At 72.9% G+C, this 23,481-nt stretch carries 22 protein-coding genes; 13 read left to right on the top strand and 9 right to left on the bottom strand.

Annotated features, from left to right (window positions below; genetic code table 11):
• Positions 1-6 precede the first annotated feature (6 nt).
• The gene (locus tag AB0H82_RS16655; RefSeq protein ID WP_362993436.1) at positions 7-627 is read right to left on the bottom strand and encodes a 2-oxo-4-hydroxy-4-carboxy-5-ureidoimidazoline decarboxylase; all 621 of its coding nucleotides are present in this window, start codon (positions 625-627) and stop codon (positions 7-9) included.
• A 248-nt stretch (positions 628-875) separates the two neighbouring features.
• Here AB0H82_RS16655 and AB0H82_RS16650 point away from each other — a divergent pair, with 248 nt between their 5' ends.
• The 3 genes from AB0H82_RS16650 to AB0H82_RS16640 all read left to right on the top strand — a co-directional run bounded on the left by AB0H82_RS16650 (position 876) and on the right by AB0H82_RS16640 (position 3,810).
• A complete protein-coding gene (locus AB0H82_RS16650; protein ID WP_362993244.1) occupies positions 876-2,513 on the top strand; it encodes a glycoside hydrolase family 20 protein in 1,638 nt (545 codons plus the stop codon).
• Positions 2,514-2,631: 118 nt separating this feature from the next.
• Positions 2,632-3,147 carry a hypothetical protein gene (locus AB0H82_RS16645; RefSeq protein WP_362993242.1) on the top strand — a complete coding sequence of 172 codons (516 nt, stop codon included), beginning with the start codon at positions 2,632-2,634 and terminating at the stop codon, positions 3,145-3,147.
• 75 nt (positions 3,148-3,222) lie between these two features.
• On the top strand, positions 3,223-3,810 hold the full coding sequence (locus AB0H82_RS16640) for a hypothetical protein (protein ID WP_362993240.1): 588 nt from the start codon (positions 3,223-3,225) through the stop codon (positions 3,808-3,810).
• Positions 3,811-3,855: 45 nt separating this feature from the next.
• Here the strand turns inward: AB0H82_RS16640 and AB0H82_RS16635 are convergent, their stop codons facing one another.
• Positions 3,856-4,128 carry a hypothetical protein gene (locus AB0H82_RS16635; RefSeq protein WP_362993238.1) on the bottom strand — a complete coding sequence of 91 codons (273 nt, stop codon included), beginning with the start codon at positions 4,126-4,128 and terminating at the stop codon, positions 3,856-3,858.
• Positions 4,129-4,245: 117 nt separating this feature from the next.
• The gene (locus AB0H82_RS16630) at positions 4,246-4,635 is read right to left on the bottom strand and encodes a hypothetical protein (protein WP_362993236.1); all 390 of its coding nucleotides are present in this window, start codon (positions 4,633-4,635) and stop codon (positions 4,246-4,248) included.
• Positions 4,636-4,925: 290 nt separating this feature from the next.
• Between AB0H82_RS16630 and AB0H82_RS16625 the strand changes: the two genes are divergently transcribed.
• Entirely contained in the window at positions 4,926-7,145 is a 2,220-nt protein-coding gene (locus tag AB0H82_RS16625) for a hypothetical protein (RefSeq protein WP_362993234.1), read from the top strand.
• Between the two features lie 57 nt (positions 7,146-7,202).
• Positions 7,203-8,795, top strand: a complete 1,593-nt coding sequence (locus AB0H82_RS16620; RefSeq protein ID WP_362993232.1) for an amino acid ABC transporter substrate-binding protein — start codon at positions 7,203-7,205, stop codon at positions 8,793-8,795.
• A gap of 69 nt (positions 8,796-8,864) precedes the next feature.
• On the opposite strand, the gene AB0H82_RS16615 is transcribed toward AB0H82_RS16620, so the two are convergent.
• Positions 8,865-11,492, bottom strand: a complete 2,628-nt coding sequence (locus AB0H82_RS16615; RefSeq protein WP_362993230.1) for an FG-GAP-like repeat-containing protein — start codon at positions 11,490-11,492, stop codon at positions 8,865-8,867.
• 199 nt (positions 11,493-11,691) lie between these two features.
• Here AB0H82_RS16615 and AB0H82_RS16610 point away from each other — a divergent pair, with 199 nt between their 5' ends.
• The 5 genes from AB0H82_RS16610 to AB0H82_RS16590 all read left to right on the top strand — a co-directional run bounded on the left by AB0H82_RS16610 (position 11,692) and on the right by AB0H82_RS16590 (position 16,314).
• Complete coding sequence (locus tag AB0H82_RS16610) at positions 11,692-12,540, top strand: hypothetical protein (protein ID WP_362993228.1); 849 nt, start codon at positions 11,692-11,694, stop codon at positions 12,538-12,540.
• Positions 12,541-12,657: 117 nt separating this feature from the next.
• Entirely contained in the window at positions 12,658-13,284 is a 627-nt protein-coding gene (locus AB0H82_RS16605; protein WP_362993226.1) for an RNA polymerase sigma factor, read from the top strand.
• Positions 13,281-14,009 (top strand): hypothetical protein, encoded by a 729-nt coding sequence (locus AB0H82_RS16600; protein ID WP_362993224.1) that lies wholly within the window; start codon positions 13,281-13,283, stop codon positions 14,007-14,009. Before AB0H82_RS16605 ends, AB0H82_RS16600 begins: the two co-directional genes overlap by 4 nt.
• A gap of 416 nt (positions 14,010-14,425) precedes the next feature.
• Entirely contained in the window at positions 14,426-15,091 is a 666-nt protein-coding gene (locus tag AB0H82_RS16595) for an RNA polymerase sigma factor (RefSeq protein WP_362993222.1), read from the top strand.
• On the top strand, positions 15,091-16,314 hold the full coding sequence (locus tag AB0H82_RS16590; protein ID WP_362993220.1) for a hypothetical protein: 1,224 nt from the start codon (positions 15,091-15,093) through the stop codon (positions 16,312-16,314). The genes AB0H82_RS16595 and AB0H82_RS16590 overlap by 1 nt, the downstream gene beginning before the upstream one ends.
• A gap of 273 nt (positions 16,315-16,587) precedes the next feature.
• Here the strand turns inward: AB0H82_RS16590 and AB0H82_RS16585 are convergent, their stop codons facing one another.
• Entirely contained in the window at positions 16,588-17,448 is an 861-nt protein-coding gene (locus AB0H82_RS16585) for a L,D-transpeptidase family protein (RefSeq protein ID WP_362993434.1), read from the bottom strand.
• 100 nt (positions 17,449-17,548) lie between these two features.
• On the opposite strand from AB0H82_RS16585, the gene AB0H82_RS16580 reads away from it, so the two are divergent.
• Positions 17,549-19,132 (top strand): methylmalonyl-CoA mutase family protein, encoded by a 1,584-nt coding sequence (locus tag AB0H82_RS16580; protein WP_362993218.1) that lies wholly within the window; start codon positions 17,549-17,551, stop codon positions 19,130-19,132.
• A 106-nt stretch (positions 19,133-19,238) separates the two neighbouring features.
• Positions 19,239-19,901, top strand: a complete 663-nt coding sequence (gene leuE / locus AB0H82_RS16575) for a leucine efflux protein LeuE (RefSeq protein WP_362993216.1) — start codon at positions 19,239-19,241, stop codon at positions 19,899-19,901.
• On the opposite strand, the gene AB0H82_RS16570 is transcribed toward leuE, so the two are convergent.
• A complete protein-coding gene (locus AB0H82_RS16570) occupies positions 19,888-20,289 on the bottom strand; it encodes a MerR family transcriptional regulator (RefSeq protein ID WP_362993432.1) in 402 nt (133 codons plus the stop codon). The genes leuE and AB0H82_RS16570 overlap by 14 nt on opposite strands.
• Positions 20,290-20,337: 48 nt before the next feature.
• On the opposite strand from AB0H82_RS16570, the gene AB0H82_RS16565 reads away from it, so the two are divergent.
• Entirely contained in the window at positions 20,338-21,267 is a 930-nt protein-coding gene (locus AB0H82_RS16565) for an NAD(P)-binding domain-containing protein (RefSeq protein ID WP_362993214.1), read from the top strand.
• 3 nt (positions 21,268-21,270) lie between these two features.
• Here the strand turns inward: AB0H82_RS16565 and AB0H82_RS16560 are convergent, their stop codons facing one another.
• The 3 genes from AB0H82_RS16560 to AB0H82_RS16550 all read right to left on the bottom strand — a co-directional run bounded on the left by AB0H82_RS16560 (position 21,271) and on the right by AB0H82_RS16550 (position 23,359).
• Positions 21,271-21,738, bottom strand: a complete 468-nt coding sequence (locus tag AB0H82_RS16560; RefSeq protein WP_362993212.1) for a MarR family winged helix-turn-helix transcriptional regulator — start codon at positions 21,736-21,738, stop codon at positions 21,271-21,273.
• Between the two features lie 143 nt (positions 21,739-21,881).
• Entirely contained in the window at positions 21,882-22,850 is a 969-nt protein-coding gene (locus AB0H82_RS16555) for a hypothetical protein (protein WP_362993210.1), read from the bottom strand.
• Positions 22,847-23,359: a sigma-70 family RNA polymerase sigma factor gene (locus tag AB0H82_RS16550; RefSeq protein ID WP_362993208.1), complete on the bottom strand. Its 513-nt coding sequence runs from the start codon at positions 23,357-23,359 to the stop codon at positions 22,847-22,849. Before AB0H82_RS16550 ends, AB0H82_RS16555 begins: the two co-directional genes overlap by 4 nt.
• Between the last annotated feature and the right edge of the window lie 122 nt (positions 23,360-23,481).

The raw sequence follows: 23,481 nt of genomic DNA, 5'->3' as shown, positions 1-23,481 counted from the left end.
AGGCAATCAAACAGGCACGTACGGGCTATCGGGGCGCGTTTGCGGGCGACTCTCCCGGGCGGCGTGTCCGACGGCCTGTCCGACGGCGTGTCCTGCGGGGATCTCCGGGACCGCGCCGAGGGCAAGGCGGGCCAACCGGGCCAGCCGGCCGCGCGCGAGACGCCGCATCTCCTCGGCGGCGAGGGCGCGCTCGTCCTCCGGATCGTTGCCGAGGCGTGACCGGATGCCGGCGAGCAGGTGGTCGAGCGCCTCGTCCGGGGCGATGTCGTCGAGGCAGATGACGAAGGTGTGGCCGAAGCGGCTCTCGTACGCGGCGTGGGCGGCGCGCAGGGCGGTGTGGGCGGCGGCGGAGGTGGCGGGCGGCACGCTCCGGCGCGGGACGCTCCGGCGTGGGACGGCGGGGCCGAGGGGCTCGCAGGCCAGGGCCTCGACGAGGTCGGCATGCGACAGGTCGTACGCCGCCTCGTCGGACGCCGCGAGCAGCGCGTCCACGTCGGGGTACGGACGGTGGGCGGCGACCCGGCGGGCCCAGCGCCGGCTGCCGCAGCAGCTGAGGAGCGTGGCCTCGGCGGCGGTCGGCGTGGCGGAGTTGAGCACGTCGAGCTGGGTCGGCTGGTGCGGGGGCAGCGTGCGCTCCTGGGCAGGGGGCGGCAGGGGAGGGTGTGGGGGTGCGGTAACGCTATCGAGAGATGCGGAGAGGTGTCCGAAGGATGAGCGAATTTCACCCGAATGGAAGAGTTTCGCTTCACAGTGTGGACGACTGTGGACGACTGCGGACGAGCCGGGCATGAGAACGCGTCGTAGCGTGGATCCATGGCTCTGGTTCTGACTCCGCATTCAGGTACGGCGCCGATGACCGCACCGCGAGGTGACCGGTGAGGCGCGGGCCGATAGCCGCGGCGGGCGGCGCTGCCGTCGCCGGAGCCGTCGTGCTGACCGTGGCGGTCTGGCCCGGCGGCGACGGCGGGGGCGCGGCGGACCGCCCGCCGCCGGGCGGCAAGTCCGCCCCGTCCGTCGCCCCGAGCCCCACCGAGAGCTATGCGCTCTCCAAGGCCCCGGCCACCATCCCCGCCGTGCGCGAGCACACCGCGGCCCGCGGCCCCGGCTGGCGCCCCGCCGAGAACAAGGGCCGCGTCGTCATACGGGACGACGGCCTGGCCGACGAGGCGCGGCTGCTCGCCGGTGAGCTGAAGCTGCGGTACGGGGGAGACGCGCGGCCCGAAAAGGGCGACGTGGAGCTTGCGCTCACGGACGAGGACAAGAACAAGGGCAAGAACAGCGACAAGAAGGGCAAGAAGGACGCGGGCGAGGGTGGGCCGGAGTCGTACACCCTGTCCGTCAAAGGGCAGCAGGTCCGGATAGCCGCGCCCGCCGAGGCCGGTGTCTTCTACGGGACCCGCACCCTCAAGCAGGAGGTGAGCGGCGGCAGGACCGCTCCCGAGGGCGTCGTGCGGGACCGCCCGGCCAAGCCGCAGCGCGGCTTCATGCTCGACATCGCCCGCAAGCACTTCGACGTGGAGTGGATCGAGGACCGCATACGCGAGCTCGGTGACCTCAAGTACAACCAGCTCGGCCTGCACTTCTCCGACGACCAGGCGTTCCGCATCGAGTCGGACTCGCACCCGGAGATCGTCTCCTCCGACCACCTCACCAAGGACCAGGTCCGCCGCATCCTGAAGCTGGCGGCGAGCCGGCACATCACCGTCGTGCCCGAGATCGACTCGCCGGGACACCTCGGCGCGGTCATCCGCGAGCACCCCTCCCTGCAGCTGCGGAACGCCCGCGGTGCCGCCACGAGCGGCGCCGTCGACATCTCGAAGCCGGCGGCGGCGAAGATCGTCGACGAACTGCTCAAGGAGTACGCCGAGCTGTTCCCCGGCGCGTACTGGCACCTCGGCGCCGATGAGTACCAGGCCCTCACGGTCAAGGACCCCGAGGCCTCCTACCCGCAGCTCGCCGCCGCCGCCCGCGAGCGCTACGGCCCCGGCGGACGCGTGCGGGACCTGGCGACGGGCTGGCTGAACGACCGGGCCGACACCGTGCGCGAGCACGAGAAGAAGCCGAAGGCCTGGAACGACGGGTTCTTCCGGGGCGGGACCGCCGAGGCGGCCGCCGACCTGGAGGTCGCCTACTGGACGGGCAAGGAGATCGGCGCGCGCGAGCCCGACGAGTATCTGAAGGCAGGACGCAAGCTCGTCAACTACAACGACGAGTACCTCTACTACGTCCTCGGGCAGCCGAACGACTTCCGCTACCCGACCGGGCAGCGGATCTACGAGGACTGGACCCCGCTGGTCGTCCGCGGCACACGGCCGGTGAGCGAGAAGTACGACGACCAGATCCTCGGCGGTTCGTTCGCGGTGTGGGGCGACCTCGCGGGGGCGCAGAGCCAGGAGCAGGTCGCGCAGGGCATCCGCATGCCGCTGCGGGCCACCGTGCAGAAGCTCTGGAACCCCGGGAAACCCGCCATGGCCTGGCCCGACTTCGTGAAGCTCGCCGATACGGTCGGCTAGCGACCGGGCAGCCGCTTTTCCAGTTTCCGGTGGCGAACGTGCCGACAGCTGTGGTCTATTCGGCCACGAACGACAAAATTGCGGTACGGAGCGGGCGAAACGCGGTGGGGGGACGGGCATGGGCTACTGGGGGTACTACGTCGTCGGCAGGAGTGAGCGGCCGCTCGCGGAGCTCTCGGTGTTCTCGACGGAGACGGGCCTGCGGGACGAACTGACCCTCCTCGACCGGCGGCCCGACGGCTGGCAGGTGTGGGAGGTGCCGGGCGGCGACGGCACGCGCGACGTCGGGAACATGAACACGCTGGCCCGGGAGACGGGCGCGCCCGCCCTCTTCGGTTACGTGCTGGACAGCGCCTGCGTGATCGTCGAGGCGGCGGCGCCCGAGAGCGGCGCGTGGACCACGTGCCTGGCGCGGCGCGCGATGGCCGGGTACCTCGGCGACACCGACCTGACCGTCGAGGACTACTTCCTGGAGCCGCGCGACGCCGCACACCGAGCCGTCGCCTGGGCCGCGGAATCCGGCAGGACGGTGCCCGCCGGCCCCCTCCTCGACGTACTCAACGCGAAGGCCGAACCCTCCGCGGAACAGCTCTTCTTCCGCTTCCTCGACAGGCTGGGCGTGATCCCCCAGTGACTGCCCAGTGACGTTCCCGGGGTGGTGCACGCAGTAAGGGGCAGTGCAGGGTCCGTGACGGGGGAGACGTACAGCATGAGCCTGGTGGAGCTGATCGCGCAGGCCGACGAGAGAGGTCTGGCGGCGAGCGGGCTCGCCTGCCTGGACCGGTGTGTTCCGGTGCTCGGCGGGGACGACGACCTGCTGCGCCCGCTGTGGGCGAGGCTCGCCGACGGCGGCGACTGGGGCGGGCCGCTGGCCGACGCGCGCTCGGCGCTCGACGCCGCGGGCGGCCCGGCCGGGCCGCCGCCCGGGATGTCCGGCGAGGCGGCCGCGCTCGCCCGGCGCATGCTCGACGCGGTGCCGGAGGCGCACTCGGGGGCCGATGTCCGCGAGTGGGCCGACGGCTGCTCCGTCGCCGCGCTCCAGGTCCACCGCCTGCTGGACACAGAGCCCACCGGCACCCGCTCGGTGGCGGCGCGCCGCGAGGGCCGCACGGACGGCATGTCCCCGCTGGTCGCGGCCGAACTCCGCCGCCAGATACGCATCCTGGAACTCCTCGCCAACAAGGGCGCGGGCCCCGCGGGCGGCCTGCGCCAGGCACTGGACGTCTCCACGGAGGGCCGCAGGGTGCTGCGGGCGGTGGTGTCGCGCCGGGCGCGGGGGCCGCGCGGAGGACTGTGAGAAGTCCCGCTCGGATCAGTTGCGCCGGGACCGGCTCCGCTCGGATCAGTCCCGTTCGGCCGGCAGCTCGGCGGTGCCCGTGCCGGTGAGGCGGTAGGTCACCGGGGCGGTGGGGACGGAGCGCCGCTCTCCGTCGTCCCCGCCGAGGAAGCCGTAGACGACGAACCCGGCACAGATGCCGAGAAGCGCCACGCCCACGGCCACCACGCGCCGGTCCGGGATTTCACCGACCACCGTCGGATCGTCCGGGTCTTCCGGAATGACGACTTCCCCCAAGCCGTCGGTTTCTCTCGGTCCGGTCGTGTTTTCGGTCTGCATCTTCTTCCCCACCCCTGACTGAATCAGGGGTGGTTATACAACATTGCGCAGCCGGTTACCTGGACGACGGGCAGCGGAAATTATTCGGGCAGAGTGTCGGCGTCCGGATGCCGGCGTCTACTCGTTGAACCACTCCGAGGTGACGGTCTCGCCGCCGCCGTTCCACTTCAGCGTCATCTGGTACCAGCCGTCGTTGCCGACGTTGTAGGGGTGCTTGTCGCAGCCGGAGTCGCCGCCGTCCCCGTCGGTCCACAGCGTGGAGATGTTTCCGGCCACGTACTGCTTCTTCAGTGTGGCGGTGACGCCGTTGCCGTCCGCCTTGGTGTCACACACCTCGAAGACGTCGCCGTCGTCGTGGAACTTCATGTAGCCGCGGCCGTTGGGAAGGGTGATGGTCTTGTCGCTGACGAGGACACCGGCGGCCAGGGCCGGGCCCGACGAGACGGCGAACAGCGTGGCTGCCGCCGCTCCGACCACGGCGATGCGGGTGAACGTCGATCTGGCCATGGGGTTCCCCACTTTCTCTGACGGGTCGCGAAAACGGCCCGAATGTGGCGGAGAATTCCCGCCATGGCGGAAGGTTTTCGCCATGGCCCGAGTGTCGTGGTGGGAAGTGGAACGCCGGTCCATACGACCTGGATTACCGGTGGAGACCATCGGCGGGATCCAAGGTCGGGGTCCAAGGGCGGAGCCCCGAAGCGGTGACCGAAGGCGAACTCTCCCCAAAACCCGTGCTGCGCAGCTAACCTGACGAGCCATCATTCGCAGACTTGGCCGTGCAGGCCGCGGAGAGGCCCGTGCCTGACGAACTCGGATTCGACGAGCTCCTGGACGACGACGGCTTGATCGCCCGGCTGCTCGGGAAAACCGCGGCCGGACGGAAGCGGGACCTGCTCTACGGCCCCGACCTCCCCGTCGTCCTTCTCGTCGGCGGCCCCGGCATGGGCAAAGGGCGCCTGTTGCGGTGCATAAGGCGGCAGTTCGGGCCGCGGGTCCCCGTCGCACAGCTGGACTGCGCCCTCACCGACTGCCGGGAGCAGGCCGAGGAGCGGCCCGGCAGCCGTTCGGAAGTGACCGAGGTGCTGCGCAAGATCGCCCTGCAGTACGGCGACTGGAGCGGCGACGGCGGCGGGATCACCGTGCCGCGGCTGTACGCGGGCCTCGCGGCCGTGGCGGCCAGCGACCGGCTCGCCCGGGCGGCACCGCTGGTGGACGAGGTGAGCCGCCTCGACGGGATCCTGCCGCCCGGCTCCTTCTGGCGCGGTGTGCTGAAGGGCACGGCCAGGAACTACCTCGGATATCTGGCGGGGCTCGTCACCAACCCGCTGGCCGGGCCCTTCCTCAACGCCCTGCTCGACGGGCTGTTCGCCCGCGTCTCGACGGAGGGCAGGGCCGCCCTCGCCGCCTGCTACGGCGAATACCCGGGCGCCGGCGGGGGCGCGCAGGCCGGGCTGCGCGCGCTGGGCGAGGACTTCCAGCAGGGCGGTGAGGCGCGGCGGATCGCCGAGGGCTTCCTGTTCCGGGCGCTGCGGCAGGACATCGACGCCGCCTACCACGGAGTGCGCGGCCGCATGTCGCGGGTGGGGCGGCCCGCCCTGCTCCTCGACCACGCGGACGGCGCCCTCGGCAGACGGCTGCTGAAACCGGCCCTGGAGGACCGGGAGCGGGGGCACCACGACCGGCTGGTGATCTTCGCGACGGCCCGGCGCGAGGACGGCGGCCGCTTCCTCCACCGGGCGGGCAGCAGCCACGACGGCATGGTGAGCTGGCAGCCCTTCACGGGCCTGCTGCCCGAGTGGAGCCGCCCGCCGGGCGGCGTCCCCGACCACGCGCCCCTGTGGCGCGGCGTCCTCCTCGTACGCATGCCCGTGCTCACCCGCGACCGGCAGAAGGACGAACTCAGCCGGTTGCGGGGCGGCCACGAACAGCCGGACAACGCGGTGCGGCTCCGTATCCACAGCGGTGTGCACCGGCTGAGCGGCGGCCGCCCGCGGTTCGTGACCCGGCTCGGCGAGGCGACGGCGGCGGCGGTGTCGACGGCCTTCCCGACGCCGGAGGAGTGCACCGACTGGGCGCTCCTCGACGCCCGGGTGCCCGCGGCCGAGGACGAGCAGGGCCGCCCCGTCGCCGACCGCCCGGTGGCCGACGTGCTCATCGACGAACTCGTCGTACGCCAGCGCCCCGAGGAACTGCCGCCGGAGCACCGCGGCCACTGGCTCGACCTGCTCACCCATCTGTCGGTCGCGCACGACGTGGAGTGCGCCCAGACCCTGATGCGCGCGGTGCAGGAGGGGCGGACCGAGCAGCTCAACGCCTACCGCATCGTCGAACTCCTGGAGGACACCGGCTGGCCCCGCTGCCCGAGGCACTTCATCGGAGACCTCGGCCTGCGCCGCCTCCTGACCCGCCGCCTCCACCGGCTGCGCCCGGACGGGGCCGCCTGGCACGCCGACCACGCGCTGCTGCAGGGCCACTACCGGGACCTCGGCGACCGCCACCCCGACCCGCTGTTCGTCACCGCGGGCGCGCACCGGATGCACCACCTCCTCGCCTCCGACGGCGCGGCCCTCGTCACCCGCTATCTCGCCGACGCCTTCCGCACCCGGCCCGCCGCCGAGTGGTGCGAGGAACTGCTCGCCATCGCGGACGCCGCACTGATCGGCGCCGACGACGACCGGTACGCCCGGGCCCTCGGCGAGACCCACGTGCCCGGCGACACCCTGCGGCGCCGCATCGACCGGCTGCTGCACGCGGTGTGGCTGACCGAGGACCGGACGCGGCCCCTGGAGGAGATCGTGCCCGGCGTCCTGCGCGGACCCCTGCGGGAGCTCAGCGAGGAGCTGGCGAAGATCGCCGACGAGGCGGTGCGCGACCAGGGGCCCGAGGGCGCCGACGTGGCCAGGGCGGCGGAGGGGGCCGCGCTCCTCATCCGCATGGCCCGCGACTGGGGGGACCGGGCCGAGGACAAGCAGCCGCTGAAGCGGTGCGTGTGCACGGAGCACATCGGGTTCGGCTGAGACGGGCCCTGGCCGGCAAAGGCTCTGGCTGACACAGGCTCTAGAGGGAGGGCAGCGGTGAGACGGTTCGGAAACTGGCTGTACAACACGTTCCTGGCCAACTGGATGCGCAGGATCCTCACGCTGGCCGGCCTCGGGGCGGCGGTCGCGCTCCTGTACTGGCTGTTGCCGCCGATCGGCGAGCCCGAGAGCTGCGCCAAGGGCGTCGAGAGCCACGGCGGCGAGTGCATCGGCGTCAACGGCACGGGGTACGCCTTCGGCACGCCGGAGATCGACGCGGTGGCCCGGGCCATCGCCAAGGAGAACGAGGAGTTCGTCGGCGACAAGCCGCACGTCACCGTCGCGCTGATGCTGCCGCTCCAGCCCGACCTCGCCGCCGAGCGCGTACAGCTCCGCAGCGAGGTGCAGGGCGCCTACCTCGCCCAGTACCGGGCGAACCGCGACGAGACCACCCCGCTGCTGCGTCTCGTCCTCGCCAACCCCGGCGACGGATACGCCCAGCAGGAGAGGGTCGTCGACCAGCTGGCGGCCATGGCGGCCGACAAGCGCGACAACCTCCGGGCCGTCACGGGCTTCAACCTCAGCCTGGACGCCACGAAGAAGGCCATCACCCGCCTCACCAACGAGCTGCACATCCCCGTCCTCGCCGCCCGCGTCAGCGCGGACGAACTCGCCAACCCCGAGAACAGCACCGGCAAGGACCCCTTTCCCGGTCTCGCCCGCATCATCCCGACCAACCGCCAGCAGGCCGACGCCCTGGCCAACTTCCACGGCGAGCTGCAGGACGAGGAGACGGTCCTGGTCAGGGACAAGCGCCCGCACGACATCTACAACGACTCGCTCGCCAGGGCCTTCAGCCGCGACGAGAAGGGGCCGCCGGGACCCAAGGAGCAGCCCTTCGAGTCCCCCTCGATCACCGATCCCGGGGACACCGGCAACGACTTCACCCTCATCGCCCAGAACATCTGCCAGTCCACCGCACGGTACGTCTACTTCGCGGGCCGCCCCGTCCACCTGCGGCTCTTCGCCCTCAAGCTGGCGGACGTGCAGTGCGAGGGGAAGAAGTACACGATTGTCAGCGGCTCGGGCGCGGCCACGCTCAACCGGTACATGAAGGACGACGACTGGGAGCGGCTGCGCGGCGGCGGGAAGGAACCCGTCATCAAGGTGCAGTACGCGGCGCCCGGCCACCCCGACGCCTGGGACCGGGAGCTGAGGAAACCGGGCGGGGCCAAGGAGCGAAGGGCCTATCTCACCGAACCCCGCGCGGAGATGGAAGCGCTGCGCGCGCTGGTCCGGAGCGGGCGCGCCGGTGACATCGGCGAGGTCCGCCTGGAGGACTCCCGCACCATGCTGGTGCACGACGGCGTACGCACCATCGCCAAGGCCGTGGTGCTGGCCAACGCGCAGACCGAGGGCACGGTGTCGCCGCTGAGAAGGGTCTCCGACATGTGGCAGCGCCTCGAAGCAGTCAACCGCGTCCGCGGGACCAGCGGCTGGATCTGTCTGACCAACGCGGGAAACGCCTACGACAAGCCGGTGGCCGTGGTGGAGCTGAACCCCCGCACCGAGAAGCTGCAGTACGTCGGCATCGGCTGGCCCGAGGACAAGGCGCAGCCCGAGGGGTGCAGGGTGCCCAGCGAGACGTGAGGCGCCGCCCCCCGGGTCGTCCCCCGGAGGGAAGGGGGGGAGCGGCGCCGCACGCCGTGCACGGGACCGCTACGGCGTCAGCGCCTGGCCGAGCCTGGCGCCCGCCGGGGTTCCCAGCAACGCACGCCCGTAATAGACGCCGCTCCCGCCCGGGACACCCGAAGAGGTGCTGTCCAGCTGGAGGATCGTGCCGTCGCCGGCGTCCTCGCCCTCCGCGCCGATGGCCAGGTCGGCCCGGCCGGAGCCGGACAGGTCGGCCAGCGTCACCGAGGTGCCGAGCCGGTCGCCCGACTCCGTGGAACCCGGCACGTCGGGCTCGTCCTGGGAGAAGGCCTTCGCGTCCGTGCCGGTGAGGCCGGACGAGGAGCCCTTCAGGAGGAGCGAGGTGCCCGCGTCCTTGCGGTTGGTGCCGGAGCGGGTGATGTCCTCGCCGGGGGCGCCGGTGAGGACGTCCGCGTAACCGTCGGCGTTGTAGTCGCCCGCCGCGACCGACCAGCCCATCGCGTCGCCCGCCTCGGCCGCGCCGACGACGCCGGACGTCGCCTGGTGGACCGTCCTCATGCCGGTCGTCGTGAAGCCCGTCGACGTGCCGGGGACCACCGTGACCTGGCCGCCCGCGTGGGCGCCGGACTCGGAGGTGTACGGCTGGCCGATGACGAGGTCGTCGTAGCCGTTGCCGTTGACGTCGCCCACGGCGACCGAGCGGCCGCCGGGGACGGAGAGCACGCCGACCCGGCTCAGCCCCGACCTGCCGCCCCTGAACCAGGCGACCTTGCCCTTGCCCGCCTGGTCGCGGTAGGTCAGCGCCACGTCCGCGTAACCGTCGCGATTGAAGTCGCCGGACGCGGCGTCGGGGTAGGCGATCGCGGTGTCGCCCGGGGTGAGGCTGCCGCCCGACGCGTGGTCGGCGTCGAGCCGCGCGGCCCACGAGCCGCCGGTGCCGGTCGCCGCCGCGAACACGTCCGCCCTGCCGTCGGCGTTGAAGTCGCCGGACGCGACCGCCGCGCCGAACCGGGCGCCGGGGTAGTGGAAGTCGGCGGAGAGCTGCATGTCCGTGCCCGACGTGAACTCCGGGCCGTACAGCATCGTGACCGCGCCGCGGTCCTTGTGGCCCGACGTGTCGTCCTCGCCGGGCGCTCCGATGACGAGGTCCGCGTGACCGTCGCCGTTCAGGTCGCCCCACGCCGTGGCCGCGCCCCAGTCGTCGCCCGTCTCGGAGTTGCCGGGGACACCCGGACTGGTCTGCGTCAGCGAGATCTTCGAGGCGCCCACCGGGCCGTCCAGGCCGCCGGGCACCACCGTCACGCGGCCGCGGCCCGACGACGCCTTCGGGGTGCCGGCGATCAGGTCCGTGATGCCGTCGCGGTTGTAGTCGCCCGTCGGGACGGCGGAGCTGCGGCCCGCGCTGCCCGCGTACCGGCGTATCTCGCCGAGCTTGGCGTACAGGTTCTTGCCGGGGCAGACGGCCGTGGCGCCGTCGCGGTGGCCGGAGACCGTGTCGAGCGAGGCCCGCTCGCCCTTCTTCCACACGCCGGTGTCGTCGGACGCGGTCAGCGTGACCTTGCCGGCCGGGTCGCCCCCGTACTGGCCGAGCTTCCAGGCCGCCACGCGCGCCACCGACTCCAGGGCGGCACGGGTCGGCCTGCTCGCGGCCCTGCCCGTCGCCGGATCGCCCTCGAAGTCGCCGAGCACGGCGATGCCCGTGGAGTCGCCGTCGAAGCCGGCGGTGTGCGCGCCGCGGACGGGCACGTCGACGCCGCCGCCGCGGCCCTCGAAGATCTGACCGCACTTGTCCACGAGGAAGTTGTAGCCGAGGTCGCTGCGGCCCTCGGTCTCCACCTGGTACGTCATGAGGCCGCGGACCAGCGACGCGGACTGGGCGCAGCTGTAGTCGTTCGTGCCGGCCGTGTGGTGGACGAAGACGGCCTTGACCTTCTCGTCGTACTCCGGCGGGTCCGTGACGACGGACTCGTCGGCGCCCCAGGCAGCCCGGCCGATCACGGGCGGCCTGGCGACCGTGGACGGCGGGGGTGCGGGCCTGGTGGTGGGGGCGGGGGTGTCACCGTCGGCCGCGAAGGCGGCGGGGGTCATCGCGGTGGCGGTGCCCTTCGCCGCGGTGCCGCCGTCGAGTGACGGGTTCCGCGCCTCCTTGGGCGTCACGCCCGGATCCACGAGGCTGACCTCAAGTCCCTTGGGAAGTACGCCACTAGACGAACCGTCGGCCGCGACGACCCGGACCTCCACGCCGTCCGACGGGCCGACCCAGAGCGGATCGGACGCGGCCCGTGCCGGGGCGGCCCTCTCCGGAGGATGCGGCTCCAGGTCGAGGGACCGCCAGCCGCTCCACGCGCCGGAGCCGATGGCGCGCGTGCGCACCTGCGCCGTGCCCTCCAGCTCCGCGGCGACACCGCTCCAGGAGACGCCGAGGAGCGAGAACTGCTCGGTCGACGTGCGCGGCAGCGCGCGCCTCGTCGCGCCCTCGGTCTTCAGCGGCAGGTCGTGCACGCTCGCCGGGCGCTCGGCACGCGGGTCGGCCCCGGGGCCCTCCCCGTTGCTCGGGCCGGCCGTCGCGTACGTCACCGCACCCGCGCCGCCGAGCACGACGGCCCCGATCGTCAGCCACGCTCTGCGCTGGTGACTCAGCGGCCTGTACGCATGCGTGGAACGCGCCTTTTCACGCGGTTTGCGCGGGATCAATTGCCCCACTCCTCAACGAATTTCAGGTGAACCAAGTCCGTAGGACTGGTCGCGAGGGCAAAGGGTTGTAGTGGCGCGGGTGATTTGTCGCGTGATGTATCCCGCATGCGGAGGGTGTGACACCGGGGCGGGCGGGGGCGCTGGGGGATGTGACAGTTGTGACATGGGTATACGGGCGGGGGATCGGGTGGGGAAGCGCGTGACGGGCCGTGCCGGGGCCGGCGGCGGACGGTGGGTGCGGGGTGCCGCGCTCTGCCTCGCGGTGGGCGCGGCCGCGGGCGGGCTCACGTCCTGCGGCACGGAGCGCGAAGTGGCGTACTCCGGTGGCACGTTGGAGGACGTCGTGCCCGCCGACGAGACGCGCGGCAGGGAGCTCTCCACCGAGGCCATGAAGCTGCTCCACGACGCGGAATCGGTGCGCATCGCCGTGGAGATGCCCACCCCGAAGGGCCGTCAGAAGGTGTCGCTGCACATGGACCGCGACAACAACTGCACGGGCACCTTCGACGCGGGCCCGATGCAGCGCGGCGACCTCATCATGATCGGGGGCGGCTCGACCTACGTACGCTTCAGCGACGAGTCGCTGCGGGCGATCCGCGAGATGGCGGCGGGCCGGGGCCCCGAGACCGCCGCGCGGGTCCAGGAGCGGACGGCGCTGGCGCGCGGAAAGTACCTGAAGATCCCGACGGGCGCCGCCGCAGGACCCTCGATGCCGGTGAACAGCTGCGACCTCGACAAGATCACCAGCGCGATGCCCGGCAGCCCCGGCCCGGACGACGTCGTCAAGGCCCTGCCGAGGACGCGGCGTTACGGCGAGGACGTCACCCCGCTCGTCGAGCACAAGGACGACAGCGAGACGTCCGTGTACGTGGCCGCGGAAGGCAGGCCGTACCTCCTCGGCCTGGAGTCGGAGCAGGACGGCGGGACCATGCGGATGCGGCTGTCCGAGTACGGCGAGCCGGTCTCCGCGGTGGCCCCCGCGCCGGCGCGGACGATCGACATCTCGGAGATCGGCCCCGGGGGCGGCGGAGGCCTCTTCGAGGTGTGAGATCCCCGGCAGCCGGCCGTTCGCCGACGCGCTGTGACATTTCCGCGCCCGGCGACGCTGGTGACCGTGGGGGCACGGGCGCGGTGCACCGTGCCGAGACGGCCGGATGGGAGCGGGTTGGGCCAGGGTGGGGGACCCCGTCGAGCACAGGCGCACGACGAGGAGCTGGGCAGGGCCGTAGCAGCGGCCCAGGAGGGCGACGAGGCCGCGTTCGCGGTCGCGTACCGCCTCGTCCAGCCAGGGCTCGTGGGCTATCTGCGCGGCCTCGTCGGCACGGACGGCGAGACCGCCGAGGACGTCGCCGCCGAGGCGTGGCTGGAGATCGCCAGGGACCTCGGGCGGTTCCGCGGGGACGGGGCGGGCTTCCGCGGCTGGACCGCGACGATCGCCCGGCACCGGGCCTTCGACCACCTGCGCCGCCAGAGGGCACGGCCGCGCCCCACCGCGCTCGAACAGGACGTCCTCGAACTGCCGGGCCCGCACAGCACACCGGCGTCGGCCCTGGAGGCGATCTCGACGGAACGGGTGCTCGCCCTGGTCGCCACGCTGCCGCGCGACCAGGCCGAAGCGGTGCTGCTGCGGGTGGTCGTCGGCCTGGACGGCCCGACGGCGGCGCGCGTCCTCGGCAAGCGTCCGGGGGCGGTGCGGACGGCCGCGTACCGGGGGCTGAGGAAGCTGGGGGAGCGGCTCGGGCTCGACGGTGTGACGGATGGCGGCTCCGGCACGCTGGGGGAGTCGAGATGAACGCTGAGGACGCCGCCGGATCCGGCGGCAAGCATGACCCGCCCCCGCCGCCGTCCCTGACCGCCACGCACGAACTGCTCGCGGCGGCCGTGCGGGCCGGCGCGTACGCCGAGGTGGACACGGACGCGCAGCGGGAGGCCGTCGCGGCGTTCCGGGCGGCCCGCGACGAGGGCGCGCACCACCGGGCGAGGACGCGGCGCCGCGACGACTGGCGCCCCCGCGAGACCCGCCGGGTCCGGGTGTCGCTGCGGGCGGCCGGGGGTGTGGTGCTGGCGGGCGGCCTGCTCGGCGGCGTCGCCCTGGCGGGCGCGGGCACGATCACCGACCCCCCGCCCCCGCACGACCACCCGGCCCCGTCCAGGTCGTCCGCGCCGCCGGCTCCCCGCTCCCCGTCCTCGGAGGGCGGCGTGCGCCCGGGCGGTACGGAGCCCGCTCCCGGGGCGGAACCGGAGAGTCCAGAGAGCCCGGAGAGCAAGGGCGACAACAAGAACCCCGGCACCGCCAAGAACAAGGGCAAGCACCTCGGCAAGGGGCACGCCGAGAAGAAGGACAAGAAGAAGGACAAGAAGAAGCCCGCCGAGCCGGGCGCCGGGGGCAAGAAGGAGAACCGGCCGAAAGGCGGTCCGCAGGCCGGGGAGAAGGCCGGGGGCAGGACGAAGGGTGAGGCCGGGGGCAAGGCGGAAGCCAAGGCCGGGCAGAAGGGCGCGACCGAGGCCAAGAGGTAGACCAGGGCGGGCGGGAGCGACCGACGGAGCAGGTGCTGGTCGTCGCCGCGGTGGCCGACGGCTCGCCGGGCGCGCTCCCTGGCACGCGTACCCGATGGGGACGACGCCCCGGGCCCGCACCACGGGCACGCGCCTGCGGTGTCGGACCACGCACGTGGTCGCTCACGGCGCCCTGCGAGAGGAACGTGCCCGGCCGGGGCCGCCACCCCCCACAGGAGAGGCCCCGGCCGGCACACGGTACGAACCGCGTGCGGTCCGTACTTCCTTCAGCGCCGCGCGTGCGTTTTCTGTCACACCGCGTTCTGTCACCCGGTAGTTGCACGTTGTACAAACATGGACGTAGGCCTGTCCGAGCCCGTAGCGTGCTGCTTCGCGCCGGGGCCGGGCGCAGATCTCCGAGTGGCAGGATTGAGAGAGTGCTGGGGGACGACGCGGAGCTGACCGCCGCGGTGCTTGCGGCGCAGGACGGGGACGAGACCGCGTTCCGGACTGTGTACCGCGCCGTGCACCCACGGCTGTTGGGATACGTACGCACGCTGGTCGCCGACCCGGACGCCGAGGACGTCGCCTCCGAGGCCTGGCTGCAGATAGCGCGCGACCTCGACCGGTTCAGCGGTGACGCGGACCGGTTCCGGGGCTGGGCGGCGCGCATCGCGCGCAACCGCGCCCTCGATCACATACGCATGCGGGGCCGCCGCCCCGCCGTGGGCGGCGACGAGTCGGAGCTGACCGGGAAGCCGGGCGACGCGGACACCGCGGGCGAGGCGATGGAGTCCCTCGCCACCGGCGACGCGCTCGCCCTGATAGCCCGGCTCCCGCAGGACCAGGCGGAGGCCGTCGTGCTCCGCGTCGTCGTCGGTCTCGACGCGAAGAGCGCCGCGCAGACCCTCGGCAAGCGCCCCGGAGCCGTCCGTACGGCGGCGCACCGCGGCCTCAAGCGCCTCGCCGAACTGCTCGGTTCGGACGGCGCGGACCCCAAGGACGCGCTCGACGCCGTACCGCCGCAGAGAGAGCCGCGCGGCTGCGCGGTGACGTCCGCCGGTGTGACGCAATGGCGTACGCGGACGCAGAAGGACATGTGATGGCCGACGAGCAGCACCAGTGGCTGGACCGCGACGCGGCGGAGCGTTTGCTGCGCGGGGAGCCCCTCGAAGGCATCGGCCCTCACAACCGCGCGGAGGCCGAACGACTGGCCCGGGCACTCGCCGCGCTGGCCGCTCGGGGCCACCTCGACGAGGCGGGACGGACGGCGGAAGCGGCGGAAGCGGCGGAAGCCGTCGCGGGGCCCGGCACGGAGGCCGATTCCGGAGCCGTTGCCGGTGCCCGCGTGGACCCCGACATCGTTGCCGGGGAACTCCCGGGCGAGGCCGCCGCGTTGGCCGCCTTCCGGGTCGCCCGGGATGCCCGCGTGGAGCGTGCGGGGGCCGTGCGGGGCGGCGGTTCCAGGACCGCGCCGTACGCGACGGCCGCCCACGAGGCGGCCGCGGGCGAGACCGTGCGGCTGGGAAGTGCGGGGAACCGTCCGAGCCCCAGCCGCTGGGGCCGCCCCGTCCGGTTCGGGATCGCCGCGGCCCTCGCGGCCTGCATGGCCGGCGGTGTCGCCGTGGCCGCGGGGACGGGTGTGCTGCCCTCGCCGTTCGGTACGCACGGCGACCCGGGCCCCGCCGCCTCCGCGTCCCCGGCCGCCACACCGGAGGAGCCGGCGGTCTCGCCCTCTCCGTCGGACGACGCGGGCGAGCCGTCCGAGGACATGGTCCCGGACGCGAGTACGGCGCCCGAGGACGCGCCGCCGTCGCGGGAGCCGGCGGCGAGTTCGCCGCCGGAGGCCGAGGCGGGCGGCGAACACACCGACGTCCCGCGGCAGCCGAGCGGCGACAGGACGCCTCGCGGCGACGAGGCGAGGACGTGGTACCGCACGGTGATGGCCGCCTGCCGCGCCTACCGCAGCGGTGAGCTCCAGGGCGACAAGCGCCGGCGTCTGGAGGAGGCCGCCAGGGGTCCCGCGCGCGTGGAGGCGTTCTGCGGCCGGATCCTCGGCGGCCCGGGCGGTTCGGGAGGTCCGGGCGGCCCGAGTGGCCCGGGCGGCGGCCATCAGGGCGGCGGGAACGGCGGCGGTGGCCAGGGTGGCGGCCAGGGCGGCGGCGACGGCGAGAACGGCGACGGCGAGAACGGCTCGGGCGGCGACGAGGACGGCGGCTCGGGCGGCGACACCGGGGGCGCCCCGGTCCCGCCTCCCGTGTCCACCCCGTCAACCCCTCACCAGACCCCCGAGCCGTCCCGCAGCGCCCACCCCCACCTGCCGTAACCGGGGCTTCCCGAAGCCCGGGCTTCCGTAGTCCGCCCCCCCGGGCCCGGAGTGCCGTGACGGGGGGTGTGACGTTTTTTGAGCAGGGGACGCAGTAAGTAATGAGCCGACTGGTCATCGGCCCACGCACGAGCCGGGGGTTCCCCCCGTACCTTCGGCTCCGTGCCCTCGGCGTGGGCGGGATACGTTCCCCCGATCCCGCCCACGCCACTTTTCCGGGTCACAGGCGTTCGTCGGGCTCGCGTCACTTGTGGACAGTCACTTTGTGGACCGTCACTTGTAGATGACGACTCGGTCCCCGTTCCGTACCTGGGCGAACAGGCTCGCGATCTTCCTCTCGTCCCGGACGTTCACGCAGCCGTGCGACGCGCCCGCGTACCCCGTGGCCGCGAAGTCCGACGAGTAGTGGACGGCCTGGCCGCCGCTGAAGAACATGGCGTACGGCATGGCCCTGTCGTAGATCGTCGAGACGTGGTGCCGGGACTTCCAGTAGACGGTGAAGGTGCCCTCGCGGGTCGGCGTGTACTGCGAGCCGAACCGCACGTCCATCGTCGACACCGCCCTGCCGTCGATCATCCACGTCAGCGTGCGGCTGCTCTTGGCGATGCACAGGACCCGCCCGGTCAGGCACCGCCTGTCCGGCGCGGCCGCCGGGATGCCGCCGCCCGCGTACCGCTCGTACCGTGTCGGCTCGCGCGTCATGGCGAGCAGCCGCCGCCAGGTGACCGTGTCTGTGTCACCCGTGCGGGGCAGCCCCCGCTTGGCCTGGAAGCCCTTGACCGCGTCGGCCGTGGAGGTCCCGTACGTCCCCGTCGGGTTCTCGTGGAACCAGGCGATCTGCCGCAGTCTGGCCTGCAGTTCCCGCACCTGACCCGAACTGTCGCCCGCCCGCATGAGCGTCATGGGAGGGACAGCGGGAGCGGCAGGAGAGGTGGGAGAGGTGGGATCGGCGGGCGTGGCGGGAAGCGCAGGGATGCGGGACGTCGAGGGGTGCGGCGGCTGTCCCGCCGTCGACCTGCCCGCCCCGGCGTCCGGGCCGCCCGGCTTCCCGTCCGTGTCCACCGCGACCGCCTTGCACCCCGCCGTCAGCACCAGCACCGCCACGGCCCCCACCGACATCGCGCCCCTGCCCATCACGCCCCCCGCGTTCGCAGACAACTCACGACCCGACTCTGGAAGTGTTTCCCGGTTTGCCGCGAGTGACGCGTCCCGTGCGCGGGCGCAAGCTGGAGGCATGACACACGAGTCGGAGTCAGGACTGCCCATCGAACCCGTGTACGGTCCCGAGACCCTGTCGGACTGGGACCCGGCGGAGAAGCTCGGCGCCCCCGGCGCGTACCCCTACACACGCGGCGTCTACCCCACGATGTACACCGGCCGCCCCTGGACGATGCGCCAGTACGCGGGCTTCGGCACCGCCGCCGAGTCCAACGCCCGCTACCGGCAGCTGATCGAGCACGGCACGACCGGCCTCTCCGTCGCCTTCGACCTGCCGACCCAGATGGGCCACGACTCCGACGCCCCGATCGCGAGCGGCGAGGTCGGCAAGGTCGGCGTGGCCGTCGACTCCATCGACGACATGCGCGTCCTGTTCGGCGGGATCCCGCTGGACAAGGTCTCCACGTCGATGACGATCAACGCGCCCGCCGCGCCGCTCCTCCTCCTGTACCAACTCGTCGCCGAGGAACAGGGCGTCCCGGCCGGCCGGCTGACCGGCACGATCCAGAACGACGTGCTGAAGGAGTACATCGCACGCGGCACGTACATCTTCCCGCCGCGGCCCTCCCTGCGCCTCGTCGCGGACACCTTCCGGTACTGCGGGGCCGAGATCCCTAAGTGGAACACCATCTCCATCTCCGGCTACCACATGGCCGAGGCCGGTGCCTCGCCCGCGCAGGAGATCGCCTTCACCCTCGCCGACGGCGTCGAGTACGTCCGTACGGCGGTCGCGGCCGGCATGGACGTGGACGACTTCGCGCCGCGCCTCTCCTTCTTCTTCGTGGCGCGTACGACGTTCCTTGAGGAGGTCGCCAAGTTCCGCGCGGCCAGGCGCATGTGGGCCCGCCTGATGCGGGAGGAGTTCGGCGCGGAGAACCCCAAGTCGCTGATGCTCCGCTTCCACACGCAGACGGCCGGCGTCCAGCTCACCGCCCAGCAGCCGGAGCTGAACCTCGTCCGCGTCGCCGTCCAGGGCCTCGGCGCGGTCCTCGGCGGCACCCAGTCGCTCCACACCAACTCCTTCGACGAGGCCATCGCCCTCCCCACCGACAAGTCGGCCCGCCTCGCGCTGCGCACCCAGCAGGTCCTCGCGTACGAGACGGACGTGACGGCGACCGTCGACCCGTTCGCCGGGTCGTACGTCATGGAGAAAATGACCGACGACGTGGAGGAGGCGGCCCTCGCCCTCATGCGGCGCGTCGAGGATCTCGGCGGCGCGGTGCACGCCATCGAGCAGGGCTTCCAGAAGGGCGAGATCGAGCGCAACGCCTACCGCATCGCGCAGGAGACGGACAGCGGCGACCGCGTCGTGGTCGGCGTCAACCGCTTCCGGCTCGACGAGGAGGAGCCGTACGAACCGCTGCGCGTCGACCCCGCCATCGAGGCCCAGCAGGCCGCCCGCCTGGCCCGGCTCCGCGCGGAGCGGGACGGCGCCGCGGTGAGCGCGGCCCTCACGGCGCTCCGGTCGGCGGCGAAGGAGGAGGGCGCCAACGTGCTGTACCCGATGAAGGAGGCGCTCCGGGCGCGGGCCACCGTGGGCGAGGTGTGCGACGCGCTGCGGGAGGTGTGGGGGGTGTATGTCCCGACGGACGCGTTCTGACGTACGGACGCGTTGAAAAGCCTCGCGTCAGGAGGCCGGAAGTTGCTGCCGTCCGTCACACGGAAACCCCTGTCCCCGTGCCGCACACCCGTGCGAGACTCCCGCCATGCTGGGTGTCACCGATCTTCCGACCTATCTCGCGGGCCTCGTCCTGATCATCCTCCTGCCGGGGCCGAACTCGCTGTACGTGCTCTCCGTCGCCGCACGCCGCGGCGTCCGCACCGGCTACACCGCGGCCGCCGGCGTCTGGTGCGGCGACGCCGTCCTGATGACGCTGTCGGCGGCCGGCGTGGCCTCGCTCCTCCAGGCCAACCCCGTGCTGTTCGGGATCGTGAAGTACGCCGGCGCCGGATACCTGACCTGGCTGGCGGTCGGCATGCTGCGGGCGGCGTGGGGCATGTGGCGGGCGCGGCGGGAGCAGGGGGCAGAGGGGGGCCGGGTGGCGGACGGGGGGGAGGCGGTTCCGGGGGAGCGGCCGTTCCGCAGGGCCTTGGTGATCAGCCTGCTCAACCCCAAGGCGATCCTCTTCTTCATCGCCTTCTTCGTGCAGTTCGTCGATCCGGGATACGCCTATCCCGCCCTGTCGTTCGTCGTGCTCGGCGTCCTGGCCCAGCTGGCGAGCTTCCTCTACCTGACGGCCCTGATCTTCAGCGGCACCAAGCTGGCGGCCGCCTTCCGCCGCCGCAAGCGGCTCTCGGCCGGGGCCACGTCGGCGGCGGGCGCGCTGTTCCTCGGGTTCGCGGTGAAGCTGTCGGTCAGCAGCGTGTGACGGCGGCGCCGGTCAGGGGCGCGTAGCTGTCGCCGCCCATCCGGTCGGCCGCGTCGATGTACGTGGCGAGGGCTTCGCGGGACCGGGCGATCTTCTCCATCTGGTCGTCGAGGCGGCGCAGCCGCGTCCGCATCGCGGCCAGGAGCTCGGGACACCCGGGCAGCTCCGGGACCTCTCCGACCGCGCAGGGCAGCACGTACGCGATGTCCTCGGAGGACAGCCCGGCGCCAAGGAGGTGCCGGATCTGCGTCACCCGCAGCACGGCGCTCTCGTCGTACTCGCGGTACCCGTTCGCGCCGCGCTCCGCCTCCAGGAGGCCCTGGGCCTCGTAGTAGCGCAACTGGTGGGCGTTGACGCCCGTCCGGCGACCCAGTTCCCCGATCCGCATCGCACCTCGCTTGACCTTCATACCGGTATCAACGTCGACGATGCTGTCATGAACAACGCACCCGAGATCAACAATTCCGCAGCGCCCTCATCCGCCGCCGCACCCACCCCTGCACCCGTGACCGTCATCGGACTCGGCCTCATGGGCCAGGCACTCGCCGGCGCGTTCCTGCGAGCCGGGCACCCCACCACCGTGTGGAACCGCACCGCCGCCAAGGCCGACCGACTCGTCGCGGACGGCGCGCACTTGGCGCCGACCGCCGCCGACGCCCTCACGGCAGGGCCCCTCACGATCATCTGCCTCACCGACTACGACGCCGTACGCGAACTGCTCGGCGCGAGCGAGGACGCTCTCGACGGCAGGACGCTGGTGAACCTGACCTCCGGCGACTCGGCCCAGGCCAGGGAGACCGCGCGGTGGGCCGGGAAACGCGGCGCCCGCTACCTCGACGGCGCCATCATGGCCGTCCCGCCGGCCATCGGCACCGCCGACGCGGTGATTCTGCACAGCGGCCCCGCGGCGGACTTCGCGGCGCACGAGCCGGCCCTCGCCGCGCTCGGCACCGTCACCCACCTCGGCGAGGACCACGGCCTCGCGGCCCTGTACGACGTGGCCGGGCTCGCCATGATGTGGAGCGTCCTGAACGCCTGGCTCCAGGGCACCGCCCTGCTCAGGACGGTCGGCGTCGACGCCGCGACGTACGCGCCGTTCGCGCGGCAGATCGCCGCCGGGGTCGCCGAATGGCTGCCCGGTTACGCCGAGCAGATCGACAGCGGCTCCTTCCCCGCCGAGGTGTCGGCCCTGGAGACCGACGCGCGGGCCATGGCGCACATGGTCGAGGAGAGCGAGGCCGCGGGCGTCAACGCCGAACTGCCGAAGCTGATCCAGGCGATGGCGGCCCGCGCGATCGCCGCCGGGCACGGCGCGGAGCAGTACCCCGTGCTGATCGAGGAGTTCAGCAGGCCCCGCGCGGACTGACCGTCAGTGGTGCCAGGCCGAGCCGCCCACGTTGTGGATCATCCGCTGGAGGACCTTCAGCGTGCGCACGTAGTCCTCGTCGGTGATGCCCTCGTGGATCTCCGCGCGGACGGCCTTCTGCCGCTCGGCCACGCGGGCCCGGAGCGCGCGGCCCTCCTCGGTGAGGGCGATGCGGCCCGCGGGGTCCTCGGTGATCAGGCCGCGGTCGTGCAGGGCGTCGATGTTGTGGTGCAGGGCGCCCTCGCCGGTCTCCAGGTAGCCCTTCAGGACCGCCACCACCTCGTCCCGCGGGCGGCCGTCCGGCGCCGCCATGAGCTGGTTGAGGATCCACCACTGGGGCTGGGTGAGGCCCATCTCGGCGAGCATGGTGCGGATGTGGTGGACGACGGCCGCACCTGCCGCCGAACTCCAGTAGCCCACGGGCTGGTCGACGAGGTCCTGGTCGCTGTGTGAGTACGTGAAGGTTGACATGTGCCTCAACGTAGAAGCTCAAGTGCGCTTGAGGTCAAGCGGTGAAAGGGCCACCGCGGGAGGTGGGTCGTGGCGGCTGTCCGCCGGTCCCGACCCGCCTCCCGCGCAGAGCCGTACGGCCGTACGAGGGCTCTCGTCGCCGGTCAGCCGATGTGGTCGGTCGGCCCCGCCTTCAGGTAGGTGGTGCGGACGCCGGGCTTGGCGCTGAGGTCACTGGCGCTCTCCAGGACGCGGCTGGTCTTCGGGTCGATGAAGTAGTAAGGGGCGTCGACCACGATGACACGCGTGCCCGCGGTGGGGCTGCCCGCGCGCTTGTCCCCCTTCGGGACCTCCTCCTTGCGGCGAATATTGATCACGGTGCCCGGGCGTCCCTGGCTGTCCTCGGCGTTCGGGGTCAGCCTCGCCCCGGGGGTCTCCGCGGCGACCTGGAACAGCGCGGCACGCAGCCGAGGGCTCGCGGGAGACTGCGACAGCAACGACATGATCTGGAAGAACCGGTCCGCCGGCCGCTTGGCGAAGTGGGCCTTCAGCTTCTCCGGTTCCGTGGGCAGCCGGTCGATCCCGGCCCAGGACAGCCGCCGGTCGCCCACGGCCCAGTCGGTCTGGCCCGACCTGCCCACCTTGCCCTTCGCCCTGCGCACCCAGGTGGCCCCCGACCGGTCGTTGTACACGGTCATCCTGACCGTCGTCCCCCTCGGGCCGTCCTTCGCCAGGTAATGGGACATCCAGTACTTTCCGTGGGGCGTCGGTGCCTCGGCCGAGACCTCCGCCATCTCGTTCAGGAACACCGTGGCCGCCGATGCCGTGGACGCGGGCTCGCTCCCCATGTCCAGGACCGGATACGCGACCGTGCCCGCCGCCAGCACCGCCACCGCCGCGCCGGCGACCAGGAACCGGCGGCGGGAGGGGCGCCCGGCCCGCGACGGAGCCCGGCGCCCGATGACGATCCGCGGCTCCTCCGGCGAAACGGGAGCCGGACCGGCCAGGAGTGCCAGCTTCTCGCGTACGGCGGCGACCGTGCCCGCCGACGGCGGCGCCACGGCACCGGCCGCGACCAGTTCGTCGGCGCCGGGAAAGTCGAGGATCTCGTCGCGTTCGGTGGATCCGGTCATGTCGGGTCTCCAGTCATGTCACGTGCGGCGCCGAGGCGCATGCGGTTGCGGGCGCGGTGCAGCCGGGTGCGGGCCGTCGCTGCGGGGATGCCGACCACGGCGGCGGCCTCGGTGGGCGTGAGCTGCTCCCAGGCGACGAGCAGCAGTAACTCGCGCTCGACGGAGGGGAGTTCCGCGAGCAGAGCGCGCAGTCGGGGCGCCAGCGCAGCTGCCACGATGCGGTCGTCCACCGCCTCCCACGGGTCGTCGCGTCCAGCGGTCCGGGGCATGCCGGAGCCGGCCGCGGCGTATTGGCGCCAGTGCGCCGACAGCACGTTCCTGGCCACGCCGAACAGCCAGGCGCGTATGGAACCGCGCGCCGGATCGTAACCATGGCGCGCCGCATAGGCCCGCAACCACAGCTCGGCGTGCAGGTCGTCGGCGGCCTGGGGCGCACGGCGTGCGAAATAGCCGTGCAGATCCGCCGAGTGCCGTTCCACTAGTGATGTGAAGGCGACTGGGTCCCGCACTGCACGGTTCCGCCGCTCCTGGTGCTCCGGGTCCTTGGCCACGAGGCTTCTCCTTCAGGACCGCCGGTCGGCGGTCTCGCCCCGTACTTGTCGACCGGGCGCCGGAGCGTTCGCGACGCCGC

The organism is Streptomyces sp. NPDC050732 (assembly GCF_040654255.1).
Lineage (GTDB): Bacteria > Actinomycetota > Actinomycetes > Streptomycetales > Streptomycetaceae > Streptomyces.
The sequence above is the reverse complement of the archived record's forward strand: the minus strand, read 5'-3'. Positions and strand labels throughout refer to the sequence as shown.

What these genes read in the sequence shown, in the direction of transcription:
- leuE (WP_362993216.1), top strand. Translation starts at nt 19,239, where the DNA reads ATGCTGGGTGTCACCGATCTTCCGACCTATCTCGCGGGCCTCGTCCTG.
- AB0H82_RS16600 (WP_362993224.1), top strand. Translation starts at nt 13,281, where the DNA reads ATGAACGCTGAGGACGCCGCCGGATCCGGCGGCAAGCATGACCCGCCC.
- AB0H82_RS16560 (WP_362993212.1), bottom strand. Translation starts at nt 21,738, where the DNA reads ATGTCAACCTTCACGTACTCACACAGCGACCAGGACCTCGTCGACCAG.
- AB0H82_RS16555 (WP_362993210.1), bottom strand. Translation starts at nt 22,850, where the DNA reads ATGACCGGATCCACCGAACGCGACGAGATCCTCGACTTTCCCGGCGCC.
- AB0H82_RS16645 (WP_362993242.1), top strand. Translation starts at nt 2,632, where the DNA reads ATGGGCTACTGGGGGTACTACGTCGTCGGCAGGAGTGAGCGGCCGCTC.
- AB0H82_RS16640 (WP_362993240.1), top strand. Translation starts at nt 3,223, where the DNA reads ATGAGCCTGGTGGAGCTGATCGCGCAGGCCGACGAGAGAGGTCTGGCG.
- AB0H82_RS16570 (WP_362993432.1), bottom strand. Translation starts at nt 20,289, where the DNA reads ATGCGGATCGGGGAACTGGGTCGCCGGACGGGCGTCAACGCCCACCAG.
- AB0H82_RS16590 (WP_362993220.1), top strand. Translation starts at nt 15,091, where the DNA reads ATGGCCGACGAGCAGCACCAGTGGCTGGACCGCGACGCGGCGGAGCGT.
- AB0H82_RS16580 (WP_362993218.1), top strand. Translation starts at nt 17,549, where the DNA reads ATGACACACGAGTCGGAGTCAGGACTGCCCATCGAACCCGTGTACGGT.
- AB0H82_RS16565 (WP_362993214.1), top strand. Translation starts at nt 20,338, where the DNA reads ATGAACAACGCACCCGAGATCAACAATTCCGCAGCGCCCTCATCCGCC.
- AB0H82_RS16630 (WP_362993236.1), bottom strand. Translation starts at nt 4,635, where the DNA reads ATGGCCAGATCGACGTTCACCCGCATCGCCGTGGTCGGAGCGGCGGCA.
- AB0H82_RS16585 (WP_362993434.1), bottom strand. Translation starts at nt 17,448, where the DNA reads ATGGGCAGGGGCGCGATGTCGGTGGGGGCCGTGGCGGTGCTGGTGCTG.
- AB0H82_RS16635 (WP_362993238.1), bottom strand. Translation starts at nt 4,128, where the DNA reads ATGCAGACCGAAAACACGACCGGACCGAGAGAAACCGACGGCTTGGGG.